Origin of the sequence: Mesorhizobium sp. B2-3-6, assembly GCF_006442305.1 — a bacterium.
Classification (GTDB): Bacteria; Pseudomonadota; Alphaproteobacteria; order Rhizobiales; family Rhizobiaceae; genus Mesorhizobium.
The window spans coordinates 360168-382842 of sequence record NZ_VFVW01000001.1; the positions used below are offsets into that span (position 1 = coordinate 360168).

Below are 22675 nucleotides of genomic sequence, written 5' to 3' on the forward strand. Positions count from 1 at the left end.
CAAGGCGGTTGACCCGGCAGGCCATCCGGCCGATAGGTCCGCTAAAAACCTCGAGAACCCCATGACCACACAGCTCCACGATGCGACGACGGCCGCAGCTGAGCCCGTTTCCGATGCCGACGCCTGGCAGGACGACATCCGCGCCGGCGTGCGCCATGTGCGCGACCTGGCCCTGCTGCCGCTGTCGCCGGGCGAACGCGCGGCGGCCCAGGAAGCAGCCTCCCGCCACAAGGTGCGCATCCCCAAATCCTATCTCGACCTGATCGACTGGGAAGACCCCGCCGATCCTATCCGGGCGCAAGTCATCCCGTCTCCCGACGAGCTGGTGACCGGCGAAGGCGAGCTCGACGACCCGATCGGCGACCACGCCTTCAGTCCGGTGCCCAGGCTGACGCATCGCCATGCCGACCGGGTGCTGCTGTTTCCCACCTATCAATGCGCGGTCTATTGCCGCTTCTGCTTCCGCAAGGAGTCCCTGACCTCGATCGGACGTGGCTATACGCGCGAAGCCCTGGAGCCGGCGCTCGCCTATATCGCTTCCCACCCCGAGATCCGCGAGGTGATCCTGACCGGCGGCGACCCGCTCTCGCTGCCCGACAAGGCGCTCAACGAAATCCGCGCCCGCATCGAGGCGATCGCGCATCTGCGGCTGATGCGCATCCACACCCGCGTGCCGGTCGCGCTGCCTTCACGCATCACGCCAGGGCTGATCGCTGCCTTGCAAGGCCGGCTGATGATCACGGTCGTCACCCATTTCAACCATCCGCGCGAGATCACCGATGCGACCGAGGCGGCCTGCCGCGGCTTGCGGCAGGCGGGATTCGTGCTGCTCAACCAGAGCGTCCTGCTCAAGGGCGTCAACGACACTGTCGAGGTGCAGGAGGAACTCTGCCGCGAGCTGATGTACCGCCTGGGGGTAAAGCCCTACTACCTCCACCATGGCGACCTCGCGCGCGGCATGGCGCACCGCCGCACCACGATCGCCGAAGGCCAGGCGCTGGTGGCCGCGCTGCGCGCGCGCCTGTCCGGCATCTGCAATCCCATCTACGTGCTCGACCTGCCCGACGGTGGCGGCAAGGTGCCGATCGGGCCGGGTTACGTGGAAGACCGCGACGGCGGCAACTGGCGCATTCGTGGGCAGGATGGAAAGGTGAGGGAATATACAGAAGTGGTGAGCCAGCTCTGAGTCCACATTCCCGGCGGCGTCCGTGCGATCAGGCGTTGTCGCGCCCCGGCATAAATGCATATTGTGAGCGGTTCGCGGTTGCGGAGCATGGGCGGTGGCAGCGGCAGGCAGCAGTCAAGGCGTTGTGTCCCAACGGCAATTCGTCGACACCGGGGTTCAGCACTGCGTGCTGGACACGGCAGGCCTGGCGCCTCGGCAAGCCCTTGCGTTGTGGCAGGAGAATATCGGCCTGCTCTACGACGTTCGCCTGCGCAACGCCGGCGATGACCGGTTTCATTTCCACGCCGATGCCTTTCACTTCGGCGAGATCGTCCTCACCTCGTATGGATGCATCGCGCAAAGCTTCGACCGCTCGCGCGCCCGGATCAGCCGCGACGGCCTCGATCACATCACTGTGCAGGTCTGCCTGCGCGGAAGCCATGGACGGCGCGATGGCGCATCGGATGAAAAGGCCTCGTCGGGGGACCTGATCGTGGCCGACCTGGCACAGGCCCAGTCGACGGGTACGTCCGATTTCGACAGCCTCAACCTGACCATGCCGCGCCGCCTGCTGGCGCCATTCTTGAAGGCGCCGGACGAGCACAATATGCGCGTCATTTCCGGCAACGCGCCGTTGGCGGCGCTGTTGCGTGGGCATCTTGTGGGCCTCTACGGGGCCGCGCCCGCAATGAGCCGTCAGGACGCCGAGGCGGTGATCGGGCCGACGCTGGAACTCGCCGCCGCGGCCGTGAATTCGGCCGTGGCGGAGGAAAACGCCGCCTCGGTCCACCTGGCGCTGACCAGCGAGATCCGTCGCCACATCGACGCGCATATTCGCAGCCGGCACCTCACCGCCGAGGCCATCGCCGCCATGTTCGGCATTTCCATGCGCAAGCTCTATTACCTCTTCGAGCCTCATGGCGGTCTTTCCAGATATATCCAGGAGGAGAGGCTGCGCCGCTGCCGCGCCGAACTCGCCGATCCCGGCCGCCGGCACGAAAGCATTGCCGAGATCGCCGATCGCTATGGTTTCGGTCACCGCAAGAGCTTCGTGCGCGCCTTCCGCCGCTCTTTCGACATGACCCCGCGGGAGATGCGGGCACATGCCGCCCATGGGCGCAGCCAGTCCCTCGGCCATGGCGAGAACCGCACCATGTGGCACTGGATCCGCGAACTGCGATAGAGGCGGCGTGCCAGCCGAAAGACAAATGAATCAATGGACAAGCGGTGTCCGATCAGCCGGTATGTGAAGAGCCTTCCCGTGCTTTCCGAGGCGATTTCCCCAATCGGTTGCACCAGCGGCCACATTCCCTGCGCCTCATGCCACATTTGCGCGGAGCCCTCACATAGGTCTTGAAATTCTGCCGCAGCCCGCGCGAAAAGCGGCCGAAGGCTCACACCGCGTCGAGGGCACTGGAGGGGTTCATGGCTTTCGACACTGTCCAGGGCGGAGAGGCAGCAAACGGCGCCCGCCATCGGCGGCACCCCGTGAGGTTCTGAGCAGGGATAGAATGCAGGTGGCCGACCAGGACACCATCATAGTTCTGTCCACGGACGCGATCGCGGCCCGAGAGCGCGAAGCTGCCGTGCGCGAGTTCTATGGCCGCATCTGCATGCGGCTGGACCTTGCACCCCTCGAACGCGGCGAGTTGCGGCTGAGCGCCTCCACCACCATCCTGCCAGGGGTGAGCGTGGCCCACGGGCAGGTCGCGCCCATGGCCTGGGAACGCACGGCCGCGCTCCGGCAGGACGCCAATGACGACCTGGTGGTGTCCTGGATCGCGGGCGGGTGGCGTTTCGATACGGCACGGCACGAGGCGGTTGAGACCTCGCCCGGTGCGCCCTGCATCATGCCGATGGACCGGAGCTGGCGAGCGAGGGCGCAGAACGGCGATTGGACGATCTGCGCGCGATTTGCCCGATCGACGCTCACTCCTCTCCTTCGCCATGTCGGCGATCTCAGGCCGGATGCCATCAATCCCGGCACGCCTGAAGCGCGGCTTCTGCTGGCCTATGTCGAGGCGGTGGCGGGTGGGGCGATCGGCCCCGGTCTGGCGCCGCTGGCCGCCCAGCACATTGCCGATCTGTTCGCCGCGGCGGTCGGCGCCAACCGCGAGGTTGACCAGGTGGTCGCCGGCCGCGGCGTTCGTACCGCCCGCATGCATGCCATCAAGCGTTATATCGAGGAGAACCTGCACCGAGCGCGCCTCTCGGCAGAGACGGCGGGCCGGGGGCTGGGGCTCAGCCCGCGCTACATCAGGCGCCTTTTCGCCGAAGAGGGGCAGGGGTTTTCCGACTATGTCATGCAAAGACGGCTGGAGCGGGTCCACCGGCAGCTCGCCAGCCCGCTTTTTTCAGCAAGGCCGATCGCCGACCTCGCTTTCGAGGCGGGGCTGGTCGAACCCTCGACCTTCTACCGGCAGTTCCGGTCCCGCTATGGCATGACCCCATCGGAGGTGCGCGCCGGCCGCGCGCCGTGAGACGCATGCGGCCGCTCACGCATGGCAAACCCGGTCACCTGTTCCGTCAGTGCCACTTGCCTGTGCCGGCAGTGCGACACGCCTTTATCCCCGGTGCGGGCATGGTCGCGCCGGCGGACGCGGGTGCAACGGCATGCGCGGGAGCGGGGGCGAGCGGCCAGGCCTCCGTGACATCGGAAAGCTGGCCCTGGAGATAAAAATGCGTGCGGCGAGAAGCTTGATACTGGGCATTACGGTTTTCTGCGCAATTCTTCCGACCGAGGTCTTCGCGGCCTACAAATGCATGAACCCGGCAATCTGCAGGGCGGTCTGCGGCAGCGAAACATGCGGCAAGATCGCCGCGCGCGATCCCGACATGAAGGCGCTGGACCTGTCCAAAGGCGCGTCCGGGCAGATCGCCGCTTCCAGCAGCGGGTCTTCGTCCGGGACCAGCTCGAGAAAAACCTACACCTGTTCGAACCCGGCGATCTGCATCGCGGTCTGCGGCAAGAAGACCTGTCCGTAACCAGAACGGACTCGGCGTATCATCAAAGGCGCCGGCGCGCTGCGCCGGCGCCTTTCGTGCGTGCACGCGCGTGCCGGAAGGCGGCGGCATTCCCAGCCTGGTTCCTCTCGCTAATATTCGTGGGCGAGGACTTCAGTCCTGGCCGCCGAGCCCCTGATTTTTCTCCTTCAAAAGAATCTCATCGCGCCCGGGAATAAAGCGCGGGGCTGCAGGGTCTTCACTGTAGCGGGCCAATCTGACGGCCCGCGCCGAGGAAACGAAACAAGGACCTAGCCAAAATGACCAAGCTCGCTCTCAGCGTGGCTGCCATGATGCTTGCCTCGAGCGCTGCCTTCGCCGGCAGCGATCATGGCGCCAACAACGCCAACCAGCCGGTCGCTCCGGTCGACACCAATGCCACCGGCTCGATCGCCTACACCGCACGCCCCAATGGCGCCGACACCAAGATAAAGACGGGGCCGAGCCAGGGGTCGGTGCAGGACATGATCACCAGGCACAACAACGACAGCCTCTGGGGTCGCTGAATTCATGGGCCGGGCCGGCTCCCGACGGGTACCGGCCTCTCTTCGTCATTCCTTCCAGGACTTTGGCCATACGCGACTTTTAGCCACCACCTCGAACAGGAGATCACCATGTTCACCATGACACGCCGCACAGTGCTTGGCACCGCCGCCGCTGCTGCTGCCTTCGGCCTTGCCGGCAAGCTTGAATTCATCCGTCCGGCCTTCGCGCAAGCTCCGGTCGAGCCCACCGTCGGCTTCTACAGATACAAGGTAGGCGATATCGAGATCACCGCCATCTATGACGGCATCTGGCGCAAGCCGCACGATCCGGCCTTCATCAAGGATGTCTCAGTCGAGGACACCAAGGCAGCACTCGCCAAAGCGGGGCTGACCACCGACTTCATGCCCATCCCGCTCACTGTCGTCGTGCTCAAGATGGGCGGTAGGCTGATCATGATGGATGCCGGCTCGGGTGTCGGCCAGTGGCAGGCCAATGCCACGCATCTGCCGGCCAACATGGCCGCGGCCGGCATCGACTACAAGGCGATCGACACCGTCATGATCTCGCATTTCCACCCCGACCATGTCTGGGGCCTGATGGAAAAGGGCACCAACGCGCCGGTGTTCCCCAATGCCGAGCTCATCGTCAACGCCACCGAATACAAGTGGTGGACCGACCCAAGCCGGCTGGCCAAGCTGCCCGAGGGACGCAAGCCGGCGGGCAAGCGCATCGCCGAGAACTTTCCGAAATGGAAGAACTGGAAGCTGGTCGAGGACGGCGCCGAGGTCACGCCCGGCATCCAGATCATCGCCGCGCCCGGCCACACACCAGGCCATTCTGTCTACCTGGCCAACTCCGGCAAGGAGCAGATCATGATCTCGGCCGACACCATGTATGTGCCAGCGCTGCTGGCGCCGCATCCAGAGTGGCAGGGCGCTTACGACCAGGACGGGCCGACGGCAATCGTCACGCGCCACAAGATCATCGACCGGGTGATATCGGACAATATCCGCATTTCCGGGTCGCACTTCCCGTTCCCGGGCACCGGCACCTTCGTCAAGGACGGCAAGGCGTACGGATTTACTCCGGTCCAGATCTGAGCACGAGCTTCCAACGCAAGCGAGAAAGACAATGAAACGATCCCTTTTGAGCAGAAACGCCCTGTCGGGCAGACATGCCCTGTTCGGCCTGCTCGGCGCCATTGCCGTGCTCACGGTGCTTCCGGTCGCGACAATCATGCCGGCCTATGCCGTCGACGACATAGAAGGCGCCGACGCGCCGGATCTCACCGCCGTCAAGGCCAAGATCGATGCCAAGGACTATTCCGGCGCATTGGCCGAGCTGCGCGATCTGGCGCAGGACACGCAGCAGGCGGACGTCTACAACCTGCTCGGCTTCACGCTGCGCAAGACCGGCGACTTCAAGACCGCGCTTACCTACTACACCAAGGCGCTGGAGCTGAAGCCCGACCACAGGGCCGCCCGCGAATATCTGGGCGAGCTCTATGTCGAGACCGGCGACACGGACAAGGCCAAGGAGCAGCTGGCCTCCCTGGAGAAGCTGTGCCCGGCCGGGTGCGACGAGCTTTCCGATCTGCGGCAGGCCATCGACACCAGGGTGACGAAGTAAGACCTTTCCTCCCCCTCCACGGCGAAGCCGAGACGGAAGGGGCGTTGGCCCCGAGCTCGCCCCTTCGTCCACCACGGCTGGGCGCTCGTGGCTGGCGCGCTTTGCCGGAGCCGGCATCCTCTCCCTCGCGCCGGCTCCGGCCTTTTCAACATCAGGCGCTTGGCGCCTGCCCGTGCCAAAAAGATCGGAGGCTGACCATGACATTGACCGAACGCTCCGCGAAGCTGCAGGATCTTGCCGCTAAATACCATCTCGGGGACGTGGGCCTGCTTGCCGGCCGCCTGCTTCTGTCTCTCATCTTTTTGCATGAGGGCGCCACGCTGGCCGCCCATTTCAATGCCGCCGCCAGGGCCATGGCAGCGCTTGGTGTCAACCTGCCGCTGTTTGTCGCCACCGTAGCGTTGCAACTGGGGGCAGGGCTCTCCCTCGCGTCAGGCCTGCTGACGCGGCTTGGCGCCATCGCGCTCGGCCTGTTCTGTTTGGCAACGGCCATGCTGTTCCACACCAATTTCGGCAGCCAGAACGAACTGCTGCATTTCGAAAAGGACCTGGCGATATCGGGCGGCATGTTCGTGCTGGCCGTTGCCGGGGCCGGCAGGGTCTCGCTGGACCGGCTGTTGGCGCTCCATCTGCGGCAGCGCCAGCGCGGCGAGGACATGCCGGCCGCGTTGCCCACAGCGGAGACCCAATTGCCAGTGGACGTGAAGCAGCTGGTTTGAACGGCGCCGCCTTCGCATTCGCCCAGCGGAGCGCCGCGCCTATTTCCCGCGCTTTGCTGGAACCAGCCTTGACCCCCCGCATTGCTTTAGCAGGGGCTCAAGGAGCGCGGCGTGAAAGCATTGTTGGGACTGGTCTGCGGTTTCGTTTTGACCCTTGCGGTGTTCGGTAGCGGTCTGGCCTTCGCCGTCTGGCTAATCACCGCGAACCCACCGCGCCAGGCACCGGCCACCGTCAGTATGGCGGAGCTTTGGACCAAAACGGCGCGGCCGGTGGACAGAACGGCGCAGAATCTCGAGCGCCTGCCGGCCGAGCAGCCCGCGCCCGCCAATATCGAGCCCAAGCGCCAGGCCGGGGAGACCGATCCCACCGCCACCGGCGCCATCGCGCCCGCCACGGCCGAACTGCCGCAGCCGCATGTCGCCTGGTGCGCGAGCCGCTACCGCTCCTACCGGCCGCAGGACAACAGCTACATGTCCTATAGCGGGCAGCAGCGCCCCTGCATCTCGCCCTATCTCGACGCCGACCGTGCCGCGCCGCCCGCCGCCGAGGCCAGCTACGTCGAGGACAACGGCACTGGGCCGGGCGCCTATGCGGCCGCTGGCGATGATGACCATGTCGCCTCCTGCTTCAGCCGCTACCGCTCCTACCGCCCGGAAGACAACAGCTACCAGCCCTATTCCGGCGGGCCGAGGCGGCAATGCCAATAGCGGGCGCTGCGCTTTCCGGCTGCATTCCACGCAAAATTCCACTCCGGCAAGGGTTTCTACCACGCTGCCTACCACGCCCACACAAACACCACGCCCTTATCAAGCCGCCAACAGCGCAACAACGGACCGAGACGGTCGTGCGCTGAACGACCTGTCACTGCAAGATCCAGTGGGATCGCGGTTGGCCGGTTTCGCCTGAAACAACAAACACGGTCCCATGAACGCGGGCGGGCGGCGCGTCGGGGCCAAATGTCAACTTCAAAAGATGGAAACCGAAATGAAGAAGATCGTATTGACCGTTGCCTCGTTGTTGTTCGCCTCCGGCATGGCTTTTGCCGGCAGCGACCACTTTGGCTCCGACTTCATCCCTGCCGCAAGCAGCTATCCAACCACCCATGCGATGATGTCGGGCGGTGCCAAGACGGCTGTCCCGAGCGTCACAAACAGCATCGCTGACAGCGCAATGGGGGCAAACTCGAACTCCGACATGCCTGCACAGGGCTATGGTCAGGGCATCTGGGGACGCTGACAACAAAGCCGGCCGCCATGGCCGGCATCCAGGCGGCGGGGGGACCCGCCGCCTGGATCATTTCGCTCCATGACCGGGCTCTGCCCGGCGCGCCTCGTGTCATCCCAATCTCCAACGACCCGGCCCGGCGATCACGCAAATTCTTTGGATCGTTCGGAGGCGGGCGGCGTTCAGATGCTACCCAATGGAGGATTTGAGAAATGGGCGACGACCAACGGCATGGGAAAATCCAGGAGCGCGCCTATCGGATCTGGGAGCGCGAAGGCGGCGGCGACCCCGAGCAGCACTGGCATCGCGCGGAGGCCGAGATCGACAGGGAGCTGTCGATGGCGGCGGGCAACGCGCCGCCGCGCGAGATTGCCAGCACCGACGTGCTTACGGTCGAGGAGCTGGCCATGCGCACCGGCATATCAGGCAAGCAGGCACAGGACCTGATCGACAGGCTGGGCAACGACCGCGCCGCGATCGAACAGGCAGCACTCGGGCTGAAGGGCAAGCGGCGGCGAAATCCCGGTCAGGGAGAGGCCAAATGATCCGCAAACTCAAGGACGGAAAATACCGGCTCTATTCGCGCAAGAAGGATGAGAAGACGGGCAAGCGACGGAACCTGGGGACTTTCGATAGCCGCGAGGCGGCGGAGAAGCATGAGCGCGAGGTGCAGTATTTCAAGCGCCATTGAGGAAATCGACTCGTTGGTCCTTTATTCTCGGCGTTGTCCCTGCCGCTCACAAAATCCGACCCACCAATTGTAGGCTGCATTGGATTTTGGAACACGAGGCAGATGCCAATCGTGATGCGAAGATGCGGCCCTTGCCCTCGCCACGAGGACATATAGGGCATATAGTTGAAGATCGCCGGCTCGGACCTGACAAGCTGGCGATTGAGAGCGGAGACGTCGCTTTAACTACGGCGCGCTTCTAATTCGGGTTGTTTCACACGCTCTCATAATTGCCCGCCGCGGCCGGCCTCTGCTTTGCGCGATCCCGGTCGCTATTGCATCTATCACTGAAGGAGAACTGAGCTTTTCACTGGAGGAGAAGTCGTCATGCATTACCTTCCCAGACGTGAATTCATCGTTCAAGGCGGGGCAGCCCTCGCAGCGTTGGCGTCCTTTCAATCGCGGATTGCCTCTGCCTTTCCAAGCCGGGCCGGCGAGGAAGTCATCAAATGGTTGGATCAGCTGCCGCCGAACCCGGTTCCGGAAGTCATCAAAAATCAGCTGGTGTGGGAGGATCTCGATTCCTGGGTGACGCCCAACGACAAGTTCTTTTCAATCGCGCATTTCGACCGGCCGGTGATCGACGAAAGCACCTGGAAACTCGAAATCGGCGGCTCCGTTAAAAAGCCGACAACCCTGACGCTCGCCGACATCAAGGCTCGACCGCGCCAGGAAGTCACCTTCACGGTCGAATGTTCGGGCAATACCGGTCTGCCGTTTTTCAATGGCGGCATTGGCAATGCGCGCTGGGCGGGCACGCCGCTCGCGCCGATCCTCACGGAGGCCGGAGTCCTCGACACTGGTATCGAGGTCGTCTTCTGGGGCACCGATAAAGGGGAAATCAAGCGGGCCGACGACGTCAAGTTCACGCAGAATTTTGCGCGCAGCATGTCACTTGCCGACGCCATGGATCCCAAAAACATCCTTTGCTACGAGATGAATGGGTCCCCCTTGCCTCCTGACAACGGCTTCCCGCTGCGGCTGATTGCGCCGGGATGGTACGGGATCGCGAACGTCAAATGGATCAAGCGCATAGACGTGAACGATCAGCGCTTCGAGAACCGGTTCATGGGACGCGATTATGTCACGCTGCGCGAGGAATACCACAACGGCGAGACAGTATGGGTGGAAACTTCGGTCGGGCGGGCGAGGCTGAAATCGGCACCGGCCCGGGTCACTCATATCGGCGATGACTACCGGATCGTCGGGGCCGCCTGGGGCGCACCGGTCGACCGGGTCGAGGTGAAGATCGATGACGGGCCATGGATGCCGGCGGCCATCGACGAAACCGACAAGGCGGACTTTGCCTGGAAACTATGGTCCGTCGACTGGCCCAAGCCTTCCGCCGGAGAGCACGCCGTCACCTCGCGCGCGGTTGATACGGGAGGGCAGGTCCAACCCGCAATGGACGATCCCATCATTGCCAAGAAGCATACCTATTGGGAAAGCAACGGTCAGGTGACGCGACGTATCAACATTCACTGACTGGCGGGCAGTCGTATCAAAGTGTCTGAGAGCGATGTGCCCCCATGTCTTTGGCATGGGGTCACCCACATCCGACCAGGCGCCGGCCTGAAGCTGGCCAGAGACGATGCGATGACGACTCCATCGCAGCGCCGAGAGCGGTGTTTAGTGACCTGCGCGGACGCGGAGAAAACTTGAACGGCTGGCGTTGCTCGCCCTTCGCCGAGCCCGGTGGCCGTCACCGAGCTCGACTTCATGCGCGACGAGGACGGCGCCACGCCGTGACCCAATGGACCAAGGACCAGCTGAAAGGAGTGCCGGAGCACCGCGACTGAAGGGCCCGACCGTGGCCCTTTTCGAAAGGAGAGTGAGATGATCCGAAAGTGCCCGGACAAGGGCAATTCGCCGTGCCTGAGGGTGGTAGTGCTTAGTGACTTCGGCCAACCGAGAGTCTAGGCTGGCATCGGTTCTGTCAGCGCGAAGACCGTCACATGCCCCGCTTTCTTGCCGTCTACACCATGAAGCCTGAAGACCTTGCCCGCTTTCGCAGCCTGCCCAAGCCCGAGCAAGATGCGATTGATAGCGTCGGCCTACAGCAGTGGACGGACTGGGAGGAGAGAAATGCCGCATCTTTCCCCGATCGCGGCGGCATGGTCGGGAGGACGACGCGCGTTACCAAGGATGGGGTCGCAGACGCCGTGAACCCTTTCTGCGGCTACATTGTCGTCGAGGCCGATACAATCGATGCCGCCGCCCGCCTGTTCGAAAGCCATCCGCATTTCACCGTCTTCCCGGGAGACGGCGTGGACATCATGCCTTTCGTCACTGACCCTCAGTGACTTGAAACTCCGGCTGTCGCTTTCTGATGTCGAAGGCTGTCTGTCAGCTCTCGGGGAACTTTTCCCCCGCGGAACCGATCCTGGCGGTTCGCGTCAGATTCAGGTTGAGAGCACGCTGACTTCCTGAAGTCCCCAAAACGTTTCCTGCCCCTTTGAGTTCTCGGGGAGGGATCGTTGGGGCGGCGCTGATCAAGCCGGTCGCGCCTCTTCGACGTTGCGCGCGCTCCAATGGCGCCAGATGACGGGAATGGTCAGAACCAGGCCGAGTAGGGACGAATAGAGTTCGGGCGCCACCAGAAGCAGGGCGGCCAAGACCAGCAACACGTTTTCCCATGGCCGGGTGCGCACGAGCAGGTAGCGCGAGAGGGCGGCCCCCAGGCAGGTGATGCCGAGCACGCAGCCAAAGAAAGCCAGGAAGAAGTTCGGCCAGGTGAAATCTTTCGTCACCAGCAGAAGCGACGGCGAGAAGACAAAGACAAAAGGCACCAGCGCCTTGCCGAGCCCGAGCCGAAAGGCAGTGTTGCCGGTCTTGAATGGATCAGCTCCCGCCATGCCGGCGGCAGCGTAGGCAGCCAGCGCAACCGGCGGCGTGATGTCGGCCAGCAGGCCATAGTAGAAAACGAAGAAGTGGGCGACGATCGGCTCGGTGCCGAGCATCACCAGTGCCGGCGCGGCAATCGTCACCATGATGATGTAGTTCGCTGTCGTCGGGATGCCGCAACCCATCAGGATGCAGACCACGCCGGTCATGATCAGCGTGAACAAAAGGGTCAGCCCGTGCGTTGAGAAGATCGCTTCGGGGATAAAGGTGCCGAACAGCAGCGACAGATGGCCTGCCGTCGAAGTGACGATGTAGGACAGCTTGAAGCCGACGCCGGTCAGGGTGACAACGCCGACGACGATGCCGACCGTGGCGGCGGCAGCGCCGACGGCGAGCGCATACTTGGCGCCGTCGCGCAGGCACACCACGATGTCGGCGACAGACATGCGCCGGCGCGGGTTAAACAGGCCGACCAGGATGCACAGGGTAATGCCCCAGAAGGCAGCCATGTAGGGCGTATAACCCGCAAGAAGCACGCCGATCAGGACGACGAGTGGGATGATGGTCGGCCAGTCCCGTTTCAATGCCTCGACCACGTCGGGCATCTCGTCCGGCCGCAGGCCGCGCAAGCCGGTGCGCTTGGCCTCGAAATGCACCTGCATGAACACGCCGAAGAAGTGCATGAAGGCCGGCACTATCGCTGCCAGGATGATGGTCGTGTAGGGCAGTTCGAGGAACTCGATCATCAGGAAGGCGGCGGCTCCCATGATCGGCGGCGTCACCTGCCCGCCGGTGGAGGAAGCCGCCTCCACCGCGGCGGCGAAATGCTTCTTGTAGCCGAGCCGGATCATCGCCGGGATGGTAAGCGAGCCGACGGTGACGGTGTTGGCGACCGACGAGCCAGAGATCATGCCAAACAGGGCCGAGCCGAAGATCGATACCTTGGCCGGACCGCCGGCGTAGCGGCCGGCGACCCATGCCGCGCAGTCGAGAAAGAGCTGGCCGAGACCGATGCGGGTAGCGAAGACGCCAAACAGGACGAAGTGGAAAACGTAGGTGGCGACGACACCGAGCGCGATGCCATAAATGCCTTGCGTCGTGAGGTAGAGGTGGTCGACGAGCTGGGAGACGGACGCGCCGGGATGCACCAGGATGCTCGGCATATAGGGGCCGAACAGCGCATAAGCCATGAAGAGGATGGCGATGATGGGCAGCGGGATGCCGACGGACCGGCGCGTCGCTTCCAGCAGGAGCAAAATGAGGGTCAGCCCGAGCACCACGTCGGTCGTCGTGGGGTTGCCGACGCGGAAGGCAAGATCGTCGAGCGGGATCATCGGCACGTGCAGGACCGCTATCACCGCGGCAAGCGCCAGCAACCAGTCGAAAACCGGTATGCCGAGCGGCCGCAGAAAGCTGGATTGGGCGGGCTGGTCGTAGCCCTTCTTCACCAGAGGGAAGACGAGGAAGATCAGCGACAGCACCATCGACAGGTGGATGCCCCGGTGCAGCATCTCCTGCAGCAAGCCGAATCCAGCCGTGTAATAGTGAAACAGCGACAAGGCCACCAAGAGGAAGCCGACCAGCCAGCCGGCGGCCCGGGTCAGCGGCCGGAACCGGATCTCGGAGTCGAATTTCTCCTCCAGTTCGCGAGCCTTTTCCTCGTCGAACTCCATGCCGGAAAGCCTGATTTTGTCGTCGTCGCTCATAGTCGGTTCCGTATCCTGAATCCCCAGACAAACGAGGCGGAAAGCACGCCTTCCGCCTCGTTGTCGCCAGTCTGTTGATGGCCTCTTATTTCAGGGCGCCGACTTCCTTGTAGAATTTCTCCGCGCCCGGATGGAACGGAATGCCGGCGCTGGTGACCGCGTTCTGGAGCGTGATCAGCTTGCCCTTGGCATGACCAGCCTGCAGCGCCTTCTGGGTCTCGTCGCTGTAGAGCGACTTGACGATCTTGTAGATGAGGTCATCGGTCTGCTTGGCGCTGGTCACCCATTGCGCGGCGACCGAAATAGTCTTGGTCTCGCCGACATTCTTGTAGGTGCCCGCGGGCACGATGTCGGTCGAGAAGAACTTCTGTTCGGACAGGAGCTTGTCGGCCTCGGGGCCGGTGATCGGCACCAGCGTGATGTTGTTGGTGCTGGCAAGCTCGACGATGGCACCGGTCGGATAGCCGCCAACGAAGAAATAGGCGTCCATGGCGCCGTCTTGCAGGCGCTCGCCGGCCGGGCCGGGCTTGAGATATTCGGGCTTTACGTCCTTCTCCGTTAGACCGTAGGCGCCGAGCACCAGGCGCGCATCAACGATGGTGCCGGAACCCGGCTCGTCGAGGGAGACGCGCTTGCCCTTCAGATCCGCCACCGTCTTGATGCCGGCGTCGGCGCGCGCGACCAGATGGATGGTTTCAGGATAGAGCGTCGCAATGAGGCGCAGATCCTCTACCTTGGGCTTGCCCTCGTAGAGGCCGGTGCCCGAATGCGCCCAGTAGGCGACATCGGATTGCGTGAAGCCCGATTCGGAAGCGCCCGACTGGATGGCGCTGATGTTGGCCACCGAACCGTTGGAGGACGTGGCGCTGGCAACCAGGCCCTCGACGCCGGCCGGCCCCGTCGCCGAGATCGCGTTGGCGATCAGCCCGCCCACCGGATAGTAGGTGCCGGACGTGCCGCCGGTGCCGATACGGAAAAAAGCCTGCTGCGCGCGCGCAGGCGAAAACCCTGCCGCGGCCAGCGCCAAAGTGCCCGCGCCGACGGAAAAGACGCGACGGTTGATCGAAACAGTCATACTACCTCCCGGTCAAAGATCGGCAGGATGTTGCATCAACCCAAGGATTGTCAACCTGCGCGCGCCTTTCGGAGAGGATCGGTCGTCGCTGGCGGTGGCTCCCCCGCTGTTGCCGTCATGGCGCATTTTGAGATCTAGCTTGTCGATTGAACGGCGGTAATCCGCTTGCTGACGCGGCGCTATCAACACATTCCGCGTGTTGTCAGCCGGCATCCGCAACTGGCGGTTAGCCGACCTCCAATTTCTGGCGGCTTCCAAGGTGCCAGCCGTCTTTATTAACCATTTGTTAACCATTCGGCCGGCACCCTTTAACCATTGAGTAAGGATTCGCCAGCCGTGACCTTTGCCGCTCCCCTGGAGACCAAATCCATTCGCTTTCGCGCCCGTTCGTTCGTCGCTTTCACGCTGACGCCGGAGGCGCCGATCGGTGCTTGGTTGGAGGGGCTGGATCATTGGATCGGCAATTCGCCGGGCTATTTCTCAGGGCGGCCGGTGGTGCTCGATCTCAATGCGCTGAAGCCTGCGGCCGACGAGATCGCGGCGCTGGTCGCTTCGCTCGGCACGCGTGGCATCCGGGTCTATGCCATCGAGCTCGAAGGGGCCTCGCTCGGGCCCGAGCTGCCGCCGCTGCTGGCCGGCGCCAAGGAGGCCACTTCAGATAGCCTGCTGGCGCAGCCCGGCCGCGGCAAGGCAGGCGTGGCGGAGGAGGCCCCCAAAACGGAAGCGGTGTCTTCGGAACGCGGCAAGGAGACGGGCGAGCCCGACGAGGGCAAGGCCGAGGCTGGAAAGGTCAAGGCGGCCAAGGCAGAACAGCAAGCCGGCGCGGCGGAGCCGGTGTCGGCCGGAACGCTGATGGTCAAGTCGCCCCTCCGCTCGGGCCAGTCGATCTTTCATCCGCATGGGGATGTCATCGTGCTTGGATCGGTCGCTTCCGGTTCCGAGATCATCGCGGCGGGCTCGATCCATGTCTACGGCACGCTGCGCGGCCGCGCCATCGCTGGCTCGGAAGGCAATATTTCGGCGCGCATCTTCTGCCGCAGGAACGAGGCCGAACTGCTCGCCATCGACGGCTGGTACACCACGGCGGAGGACATGGAAGGCGCCTCGCGCGGCAAGCCGGTGCAGGCCTTCCTCGAAGACGGCGTGCTGCGCGTCGTGCCACTGAACTAGGGCGCCGGGATGAAAACGCCGGACCAGTTCTTGTCTTGCTCGATCGCGAACAGGACGTTCAGGTCCGCAAGGTTGGGACCGGTTTCGCGTGGGATGATGGCAGGTTCCAACAATAGCCGTGCGATGCACGGAGCAATAACAAACGACAACATCAGGCGACGGAGGCTTTTTTCATGGGCAAGGTAGTGGTGGTCACCTCAGGCAAGGGAGGTGTCGGCAAGACGACCTCGACGGCCGCATTGGGGGCCGCGGTCGCCAGGACCGGCAAGAAAGTGGCGCTGGTCGATTTCGACGTCGGCCTGCGCAATCTCGACCTGATCATGGGCGCCGAACGGCGCGTGGTGTTCGACCTCGTCAATGTCATCCAGGGCACGGCCAAGCTGTCGCAGGCGCTGATCCGCGACAAGCGCGTCGATACGCTGTTCCTGCTGCCGGCCTCGCAGACGCGCGACAAGGACGCGCTGACCGAAGAAGGCGTCGGCGAGGTGATCGAGAAGCTGCGCTCGGTGTTCGACTATGTGTTCTGCGACAGCCCGGCCGGCATCGAGCGCGGCGCGCAGCTCGCCATGCGCTTCGCCGACGAGGCGGTCATCGTCACCAATCCGGAAGTGTCGTCGGTGCGCGATTCCGACCGCATCATCGGCCTGCTCGACGCCCGCACCATGCGAGCCGAACAGGGCGAGCAAATCGCCAAGCACGTGCTGGTGACGCGTTACGATGCCGGCCGCGCGGCTCGCGGCGAGATGCTGTCCATCGACGACGTGCTGGAAATCCTGTCGGTGCCGCTGCTTGGCATCATCCCGGAGAGCCAGGATGTGCTCAGGGCCTCCAATCTCGGTTCGCCGGTGACGCTGAGCGATCCGCTGAACGCCGCCGCCAAGGCCTATATCGAAGCGGCGCGGCGGCTGGAAGGCGAAGACCTGCCGGTCGTGGTTCCCTTCGAGCGCAAGGGCTTCCTCGACAGGCTGCTCGGAAGGAGGGCGGCATGAACATTCTCGACCTCTTCAAGCGGCGCTCCAGCGCGCCCGTGGCGCGTGAGCGGCTGCAGGTGCTGCTCGCCTACGAACGGCGCAGCCGTGGCCAGCCCGATCTCGTCTCCGTGCTGCGCGAGGAGATCATGGCCGTCATCGCCAAGCACGTGCAGATCGACCAGGACTATCTGCAAATCTCGATGGACCGCGGCGAGACCATGTCGACGCTGGAAATCGACATCCAGATCCCCAACAAAAGCGCCGTGCCGCTGGCCATGGCGGGCTGACTTTTACCTCCCCTTGTGGGGAGGGTCGCTGCAAGCAGCGAGCGGAGTTGGCGCGGCGCTACAGGACGAGCATCCTCCAGCGCCAGCGCCCTCAGTCCTACCTTCCAACGAGGGAAGTAGGAGCCAGGATTTCCCGCATTCAGATTCCACCCAGAAATTGGGTGCGTCAATTCTGCAAAAAGACGGCCGCGGCACTGGTCGCCCGCCGCATCCCAACCCCAAATGTCCAACTTTACGCTCCCCCTAATGGGGGGCTTCCCCTGCGCAATCAGTGGATGTAAGCATACATATTAGCCAATTATTAAATACTGAATGGGGTATGCGTAAAGGGCATTCGTTATGAATTTCAAGGGTCTGATCAAGCGCGCCGAAGACGTAGATGATGCACTCCAGGAGCTGCAGGCCGATCTGGCGGACGCTCTGGATGCCAGCCTCGATACCGAATACGACGCGCCGCCAGACAGCGGCTATATCCCAGATTCCGCGCCAGGAGCCGAGGCCTCGGCACCCGAGGCCAATGCGGCAGATGCGGATGGTGCGGATAATCCGCACGGCGCGGGCAACGCCGACGCCACCGAAACCGCGCCACGACTGACGCCCCATACGCAGACCCGGATGGCGGCATTGAGTGCCTTCGAAGGGATGTTCCACGACGCCAGGAACTATATGGACGAGATCAACGGCAAATTGTCGGAGATCGCTACCTCACACCATTTGACGCGCGAGTTCCTCAACATCCTCCACACCGATATTCTTCGCGCCAACGAGCTGGAGCTCGCAAATGGCGACCTGATCGCGGAACAAAGAACGCTGTCGGAAAAGCTGCACGACACGGCAAGAAAGCTGCGCGAGCGTGAAAGCGCCTGCGAATTGCTGCAACAGCGCGAGACAAGCCTGGTCCAGGACAGGGAGGCGCTTCGCGCAGCGCTCGCAGCGGCCAGGCTGGAACTTGCCGAGACGGCCAATGCGAGCGCAAAACGCGACGCGGAGTTCGGCGACATCGCCAAGCGGCTGACGGCCAGGGCGGTCGAGGCCAACAGGCGCCTGCGCGAGAGCAAGATGCTGCGGGAAAAACATGTCAGCCTGTCGATCGAGCTCGACAAGGCGCTGAAGCGGGAAACCCAGACGCGCCACAGGCTCGACGAGCTCTCGACGATCCATGCCAGCGAAGCAGCGCGGCTTGCCGAACTGCTGACCGCGCTCGGCAAGAGCGAGAAGGAGGAGATGCGGCTCCAGAAGTCACTCGAGACCGCGCAGGCGAAGCTGTCGGAAATGACCGAAGCGGCCAGCATGATGGAAGGCGACAGGCAAGCTGAACTCGCCCGCAGCCAGACGGAAATGCGCGGATTGCGTTCCGAGATCCAGGACCTGCAATCACGGCTGGAGCGGGCCTCGCACGAGAACAGCGAGGCCACAGCCGAGATCGCCAGGCTCAAGACCGACTTGAACGACACGCTGGCCGAAAAGAAAATCGCCGATCAAAGGTTGTCCTCGCTCACCGACGAGAACGAAAACGACAAGACGAGCCTTTCGAAAGCGAACGCCAATCTTTCGCAGCTTGCGCTGCAACAAGCATCGGAACAGATACAGCTGGATGTCCAGAGGCAGGAATGCGAGGACCTCAAAGCTGAAATCGCGTCGCTCAACGCGCGGATCAAGGAATTGCTGCCTTACGAGCGGCTTCACAAGGCCACCAACGGCAGATCGCGCGAGGCCGACGTGGTCGACATCGCCGCCGTTGTGGCGGAGAAAGCCCGTGGAACGGGCAGGCGGCGCATCCGCAGGAACCTCCGCGCCACGCCGTAGCTCATTTCGCCGGCATGGCCGCAGGTCCCGCTGCGGGGCAGCGTTCCGCGCCCGCTGCCTCAACGCGATCGCACGCCGCCGCCGCGGCGCATATCGCTGAACTGAGCGAGCGGAAGGCTGTCTTGGCCGTCAAGACGGCGCCAAGCCATCTGCTCGGCTGCGAAGCGTTAGCCGCAGCAAGGTTGGGGTCCGGCCGAAGGTCCGCAGCAGGCCTTGGCTTTCCTTTCCTCCTCCAGCCAGCGGTCGCGCGGCTTGCAGCTTGCCGGCCGCGGCGAAAGCTCGACATGCACCGCATCACCCGCGAGCCGGGGGAGCGCGGCGCGGTAGAGCTGCATCGGGCGCACGCCGTCGCTGACTTCGAAAGTGAGCTTGGCGGAATGGTCGAGCCCGACATGCTCCGTCACCTTGCGGATGATCGCCGAGAATTTCCCGGCCGGCATATGCGTGCGGTCCTCCTCGACGTCCCAGAGCTGCACGAAGATCTCGGCCCAGGATTCCGGGTTTGCACCGCAGTCCAGCGCAGCGAACTGGCCGGCCTTCACTTCGGTGACGTGGTAGCCAGGTCGCACCGGCCGGCCGTCATAGAAGAACACCAGCGGCCGGTCCTTGTAGCCCGCCAGAAACTCCAGCAGGCCAGCGATGGTGATGTCGTCGGGATCAACGACGTCAGCGGGTTCAAATTCCCGATTGTCAGAAACGAGCATGTGCGGTAATCCTTGTTTCAACGTTTTTAGGATTGTTGAAATATGGATGAACGTCAAGCCCTTTCCGCCTTTGCGGCTCTTTCGCAAGAAACGCGCCTGCGCATCCTGCGGCATCTGGTGATTGCCGGTCCCGACGGAATTGCCGCCGGCACCATCGCCGAAAAAGTCGAGGTCTCGGCCTCGAATGTAAGCTTCCACCTGAAGGAGCTCGAGCGGGCAGGGCTGATCAGCGTGCGGCGCGATTCGCGCTCCATGGTCTACAGCGCCGAATATGACGCGTTGAGCGGCCTCATCCGTTTCCTGATGGAGGATTGCTGCTCCGGCCGGCTGGAGATCCGCGCTTCGGCGTTGGCTCCAGACTGCTGCGCCGCCGATGTGAAGGGACCGGTTCAGTGATCGTCGCGCCGACAGCCCGGGCGATCGTCCCGACCGCGCCGCATCAGCAATCCGAAATCCAACCTCTTGCCGTCGAGGCCAAGCCATGACCGCTACGATCTTCCACAATCCCGACTGCGGCACCTCGCGCAACACGCTTGCCATGATCCAGGCGAGCGGCGAGAAGCCTGACATCATCGAGTATCTGAAACATCCGCCCAGCCGGGACCGCTTGCGCCAGCTGGTCGCCGCCATGGGAATTCCCGCGCGCGCCTTGCTGCGCGAAAAGGGTACGCCCTATGCCGAACTCGGCCTGGGTGACGCCAAATGGACCGATGAACAGCTGATCGACGCCATGCTGAGGCATCCGATCCTGATCAACCGGCCGATCGTCGAGACGCCCAAGGGGACGCGGCTGTGCCGTCCGTCCGAGCTCGTGCTCGATCTGCTCGACCATCCGGTGGTCCGCTTCACCAAGGAAGATGGCGAGGTAGTGAACCATGACCGTGGCATCAAGTGATCGAAGCCTTTCCGATCTCGAATTCCCGGAGCGCTCGCCGCTGACCGCCATTGCCGCCCTCGGCGTCACCCAGATCATCGGCTACGGCACGCTGTACTACAGTTTCAGCATTCTCGCCGCCGATATGGCCAGGGATCTGGACTGGCCGACCGAATGGATTTTCGGCGCGCTCTCGGCGGCTCTGCTGGTTGGCGGCCTGACGGCGCCCTGGCTCGGAAACTGGATCGACCGCTTCGGCGCCGGCAAGATCATGACCGCCGGCTCGATCCTTGCCGCGGCTGCGCTCGCCGCCTGTGCCTACGCGCCGGCGGCCGGGGCCTTTGTGGCGGCGCTGATCGTGCTGGAAGTGGCATCGAACCTGGTCCAGTACGGCGCCGCTTTCGCGCTGCTTGTGCAGATAAGGCCGCGCGCGGCGCAACGTAGCATCACCTATCTCACCCTCATCGCCGGCTTCGCATCGACCGTGTTCTGGCCGATCACCTCGGCCCTGCACGCGCAGATGTCATGGCGAACCGTCTATCTCGTCTTCGCGGGGCTGAACCTGCTCGTCTGCCTGCCGCTGCACGCCTGGCTCTCCCACGGGCTGGCCAAGAGCAGGCGCTCGGCGACCGAGCCGCCACGGCATGTCCAGGGATCGCTTCCGGCCTCGGCGCGGCCGCTCGGCTTCGCGTTGATGGTCATCGCCTTTTCGCTGCAGAACCTGCTTGGCGCCGCTGTCCTGGTGCATATGGTGCCGCTGCTTTCCGGACTTGGCCTCGGGGCGACCGCCGCCGTCGTCGGAACGCTGTTCGGGCCGTCACAAGTGTTGAGCCGCTTCATCAACATGATCTTCGGCATCAACCTGCCGCCATTGACGCTGGCCATCATCTCGGCCGGCCTGATGACGAGCGGGGTCGTCGTGCTGAACTGCACGGCGCCTTCCGTCGTAGGCGCGATGGTTTTCGCCGTTGTCTTCGGCATGGGCAACGGGCTTTTCAGCATCGTCATCGGCGCCCTGCCGCTGACATTGTTCGGCAGTGCGGACTATGGCCGTCTGCAGGGGCGCGTCACATCGGCCCGGCTGCTCGTTTCGGCCGTCGCGCCCTTTGCGCTGGCCTTTGCCATCGTCAATGTCGGCATTGCCTGGTCGCTGGGGGCCATGGCGTTTCTGGGCGGCACCGCGCTGTTGGTCCTGACAGCGATCACGAGACTGCCGAACGCGCGCAACGGCCGCGTCTGAGGGCGGCCGGCTCGTCCGGCCCTTTCTTGCCCCATCGACATGCCGGCCCTGCCTCACGACGAGCGGGCCGGTTCGCCCTATCTCCCATGACGCAGCGTTTGCCTGATGGCGCACGGAGGACGGGATCAAGTGACATCGACGCCGGTTGCCGGTCGCGAAGCGGCGCCTTTGCCCGTGATGGCGCTGTTGGGCGCCATGGTGTCGATCCAGATCGGCGCCACTTTCGCCAAGAGCCTGTTTCCGGTGATCGGCGCGCAGGGCACGACGACGCTGAGGCTGGTCGTCGGCGCGCTGATGCTGATCGCCGTGCTACGGCCTTGGCAGATACGACCTTCGCGCGCCACCATGCCGTGGCTGGTCGCCTATGGCGTGACGCTGTGCGCGCTCAACCTCCTGTTCTACGCCGCGCTCGCCACGATTCCGCTCGGCGTCGCGGTGGCGCTGGAGTTTTCGGGACCGCTGCTGGTGGCGACGCTGACCTCGCGGCGGGCGGGCGACTTTGCCTGGATCGCGTTGGCGGTCGCCGGCATCGTGCTGTTGTCACCCTTCATCCGTTCGCTCCAGCCGCTCGATCCGATTGGGGTGATGCTGGCGCTGGCGGCCGGCGGTTTCTGGGCGCTCTACATCGTGCTGGCGCAGAAGGCGGGCGCCGAGCTCGGCACCCGCACCACCGCCTACGGCATGGCGATTGCCGCCGTGCTGGTGCTGCCTTTCGGCGTGGCGCAGGCGGGAGCGGGCCTGCTCGCGCCGTCGATCCTGGTCAGTGCCTTGCTCGTCGGCCTGTTCTCGAGCGCGCTGCCGTTCTTTCTGGAGATGGTGGCGCTGACCCGGATGCCGGCCCGCATCTACGGCACGCTGACCTGCCTGGAGCCAGGGCTCGGCGCGCTGGCCGGCTTCCTGTTCCTGCATGAGAGCCTGACCGCGCCGCAACTGGCCGGCATCGCCGCCGTCATCGTCGCGGCCGCCGGCACCGCACTGACCTCGAAGCCGCCGGTGCCGTCGCCGGAGTAGGGCGGATCAGCGTGCAGGTTCGTGCTGCAA

The 22675-nt window shown here is 64.1% G+C and carries 25 protein-coding genes and 1 pseudogene; 23 read left to right on the plus strand and 3 right to left on the minus strand.

The window, feature by feature from the left end; genetic code table 11:
- The first annotated feature begins 61 nt into the window (after positions 1-61).
- From FJ953_RS01725 to FJ953_RS01795, 15 genes and pseudogenes are all read left to right on the plus strand, one after another.
- On the plus strand, positions 62-1186 hold the full coding sequence (locus tag FJ953_RS01725) for a KamA family radical SAM protein (RefSeq protein WP_140622926.1): 1125 nt from the start codon (positions 62-64) through the stop codon (positions 1184-1186).
- A 124-nt stretch (positions 1187-1310) separates the two neighbouring features.
- A complete protein-coding gene (locus tag FJ953_RS01730; RefSeq protein WP_181167667.1) occupies positions 1311-2348 on the plus strand; it encodes a helix-turn-helix domain-containing protein in 1038 nt (345 codons plus the stop codon).
- 334 nt (positions 2349-2682) lie between these two features.
- A complete protein-coding gene (locus FJ953_RS01735; RefSeq protein WP_181171587.1) occupies positions 2683-3645 on the plus strand; it encodes an AraC family transcriptional regulator in 963 nt (320 codons plus the stop codon).
- Between the two features lie 199 nt (positions 3646-3844).
- Positions 3845-4150: a hypothetical protein gene (locus FJ953_RS01740; protein ID WP_140499015.1), complete on the plus strand. Its 306-nt coding sequence runs from the start codon at positions 3845-3847 to the stop codon at positions 4148-4150.
- A gap of 278 nt (positions 4151-4428) precedes the next feature.
- Positions 4429-4674: a DUF680 domain-containing protein gene (locus FJ953_RS01745; protein WP_140622928.1), complete on the plus strand. Its 246-nt coding sequence runs from the start codon at positions 4429-4431 to the stop codon at positions 4672-4674.
- 108 nt (positions 4675-4782) lie between these two features.
- Positions 4783-5754 (plus strand): MBL fold metallo-hydrolase, encoded by a 972-nt coding sequence (locus FJ953_RS01750; protein ID WP_140622929.1) that lies wholly within the window; start codon positions 4783-4785, stop codon positions 5752-5754.
- A gap of 31 nt (positions 5755-5785) precedes the next feature.
- Positions 5786-6283, plus strand: a complete 498-nt coding sequence (locus tag FJ953_RS01755; protein ID WP_140622930.1) for a tetratricopeptide repeat protein — start codon at positions 5786-5788, stop codon at positions 6281-6283.
- Between the two features lie 197 nt (positions 6284-6480).
- Complete coding sequence (locus FJ953_RS01760) at positions 6481-7002, plus strand: DoxX family protein (RefSeq protein WP_140622931.1); 522 nt, start codon at positions 6481-6483, stop codon at positions 7000-7002.
- 111 nt (positions 7003-7113) lie between these two features.
- Positions 7114-7710, plus strand: a complete 597-nt coding sequence (locus tag FJ953_RS01765) for a BA14K family protein (protein ID WP_140521453.1) — start codon at positions 7114-7116, stop codon at positions 7708-7710.
- Between the two features lie 277 nt (positions 7711-7987).
- Positions 7988-8239, plus strand: coding sequence for a hypothetical protein (locus FJ953_RS01770; RefSeq protein ID WP_140499001.1), 252 nt, complete (start codon positions 7988-7990; stop codon positions 8237-8239).
- 200 nt (positions 8240-8439) lie between these two features.
- Positions 8440-8772 (plus strand): DUF2934 domain-containing protein, encoded by a 333-nt coding sequence (locus tag FJ953_RS01775; protein WP_140552283.1) that lies wholly within the window; start codon positions 8440-8442, stop codon positions 8770-8772.
- Positions 8769-8918: a hypothetical protein gene (locus FJ953_RS01780; protein WP_127204769.1), complete on the plus strand. Its 150-nt coding sequence runs from the start codon at positions 8769-8771 to the stop codon at positions 8916-8918. Before FJ953_RS01775 ends, FJ953_RS01780 begins: the two co-directional genes overlap by 4 nt.
- 366 nt (positions 8919-9284) lie before the next feature.
- On the plus strand, positions 9285-10442 hold the full coding sequence (locus FJ953_RS01785) for a sulfite oxidase (protein ID WP_140622932.1): 1158 nt from the start codon (positions 9285-9287) through the stop codon (positions 10440-10442).
- A 210-nt stretch (positions 10443-10652) separates the two neighbouring features.
- Positions 10653-10756, plus strand: a pseudogene (locus tag FJ953_RS30740) (PRC-barrel domain containing protein); the annotation flags it as partial.
- 156 nt (positions 10757-10912) lie between these two features.
- The gene (locus tag FJ953_RS01795) at positions 10913-11260 is read left to right on the plus strand and encodes a hypothetical protein (RefSeq protein ID WP_140500147.1); all 348 of its coding nucleotides are present in this window, start codon (positions 10913-10915) and stop codon (positions 11258-11260) included.
- A 189-nt stretch (positions 11261-11449) separates the two neighbouring features.
- Here the strand turns inward: FJ953_RS01795 and FJ953_RS01800 are convergent, their stop codons facing one another.
- A complete protein-coding gene (locus FJ953_RS01800) occupies positions 11450-13507 on the minus strand; it encodes a TRAP transporter permease (RefSeq protein ID WP_140521456.1) in 2058 nt (685 codons plus the stop codon).
- A gap of 85 nt (positions 13508-13592) precedes the next feature.
- Positions 13593-14582: a TAXI family TRAP transporter solute-binding subunit gene (locus FJ953_RS01805; RefSeq protein WP_140500143.1), complete on the minus strand. Its 990-nt coding sequence runs from the start codon at positions 14580-14582 to the stop codon at positions 13593-13595.
- A gap of 336 nt (positions 14583-14918) precedes the next feature.
- Between FJ953_RS01805 and minC the strand changes: the two genes are divergently transcribed.
- The 4 genes from minC (at position 14919) to FJ953_RS01825 (ending at position 18816) form a co-directional block, all read left to right on the plus strand.
- Positions 14919-15752, plus strand: coding sequence for a septum site-determining protein MinC (minC, locus tag FJ953_RS01810; RefSeq protein ID WP_140622933.1), 834 nt, complete (start codon positions 14919-14921; stop codon positions 15750-15752).
- Positions 15753-15925: 173 nt separating this feature from the next.
- Entirely contained in the window at positions 15926-16741 is an 816-nt protein-coding gene (gene minD / locus FJ953_RS01815) for a septum site-determining protein MinD (RefSeq protein ID WP_140500139.1), read from the plus strand.
- Positions 16738-17010, plus strand: a complete 273-nt coding sequence (minE, locus tag FJ953_RS01820) for a cell division topological specificity factor MinE (RefSeq protein WP_140500137.1) — start codon at positions 16738-16740, stop codon at positions 17008-17010. Before minD ends, minE begins: the two co-directional genes overlap by 4 nt.
- A gap of 339 nt (positions 17011-17349) precedes the next feature.
- Positions 17350-18816, plus strand: coding sequence for a hypothetical protein (locus tag FJ953_RS01825; RefSeq protein ID WP_140622934.1), 1467 nt, complete (start codon positions 17350-17352; stop codon positions 18814-18816).
- A gap of 167 nt (positions 18817-18983) precedes the next feature.
- On the opposite strand, the gene FJ953_RS01830 is transcribed toward FJ953_RS01825, so the two are convergent.
- On the minus strand, positions 18984-19520 hold the full coding sequence (locus tag FJ953_RS01830) for a DUF6428 family protein (RefSeq protein ID WP_140582464.1): 537 nt from the start codon (positions 19518-19520) through the stop codon (positions 18984-18986).
- Positions 19521-19562: 42 nt separating this feature from the next.
- Between FJ953_RS01830 and FJ953_RS01835 the strand changes: the two genes are divergently transcribed.
- The 4 genes from FJ953_RS01835 to FJ953_RS01850 all read left to right on the plus strand — a co-directional run bounded on the left by FJ953_RS01835 (position 19563) and on the right by FJ953_RS01850 (position 22645).
- Positions 19563-19916, plus strand: coding sequence for a metalloregulator ArsR/SmtB family transcription factor (locus FJ953_RS01835; RefSeq protein WP_140622935.1), 354 nt, complete (start codon positions 19563-19565; stop codon positions 19914-19916).
- Between the two features lie 85 nt (positions 19917-20001).
- Entirely contained in the window at positions 20002-20415 is a 414-nt protein-coding gene (arsC, locus tag FJ953_RS01840; protein WP_140622936.1) for an arsenate reductase (glutaredoxin), read from the plus strand.
- On the plus strand, positions 20396-21634 hold the full coding sequence (gene arsK / locus FJ953_RS01845; protein WP_140622937.1) for an arsenite efflux MFS transporter ArsK: 1239 nt from the start codon (positions 20396-20398) through the stop codon (positions 21632-21634). The genes arsC and arsK overlap by 20 nt, the downstream gene beginning before the upstream one ends.
- Positions 21635-21763: 129 nt before the next feature.
- Positions 21764-22645 (plus strand): DMT family transporter, encoded by an 882-nt coding sequence (locus FJ953_RS01850; RefSeq protein WP_140622938.1) that lies wholly within the window; start codon positions 21764-21766, stop codon positions 22643-22645.
- Positions 22646-22675 lie beyond the last annotated feature (30 nt).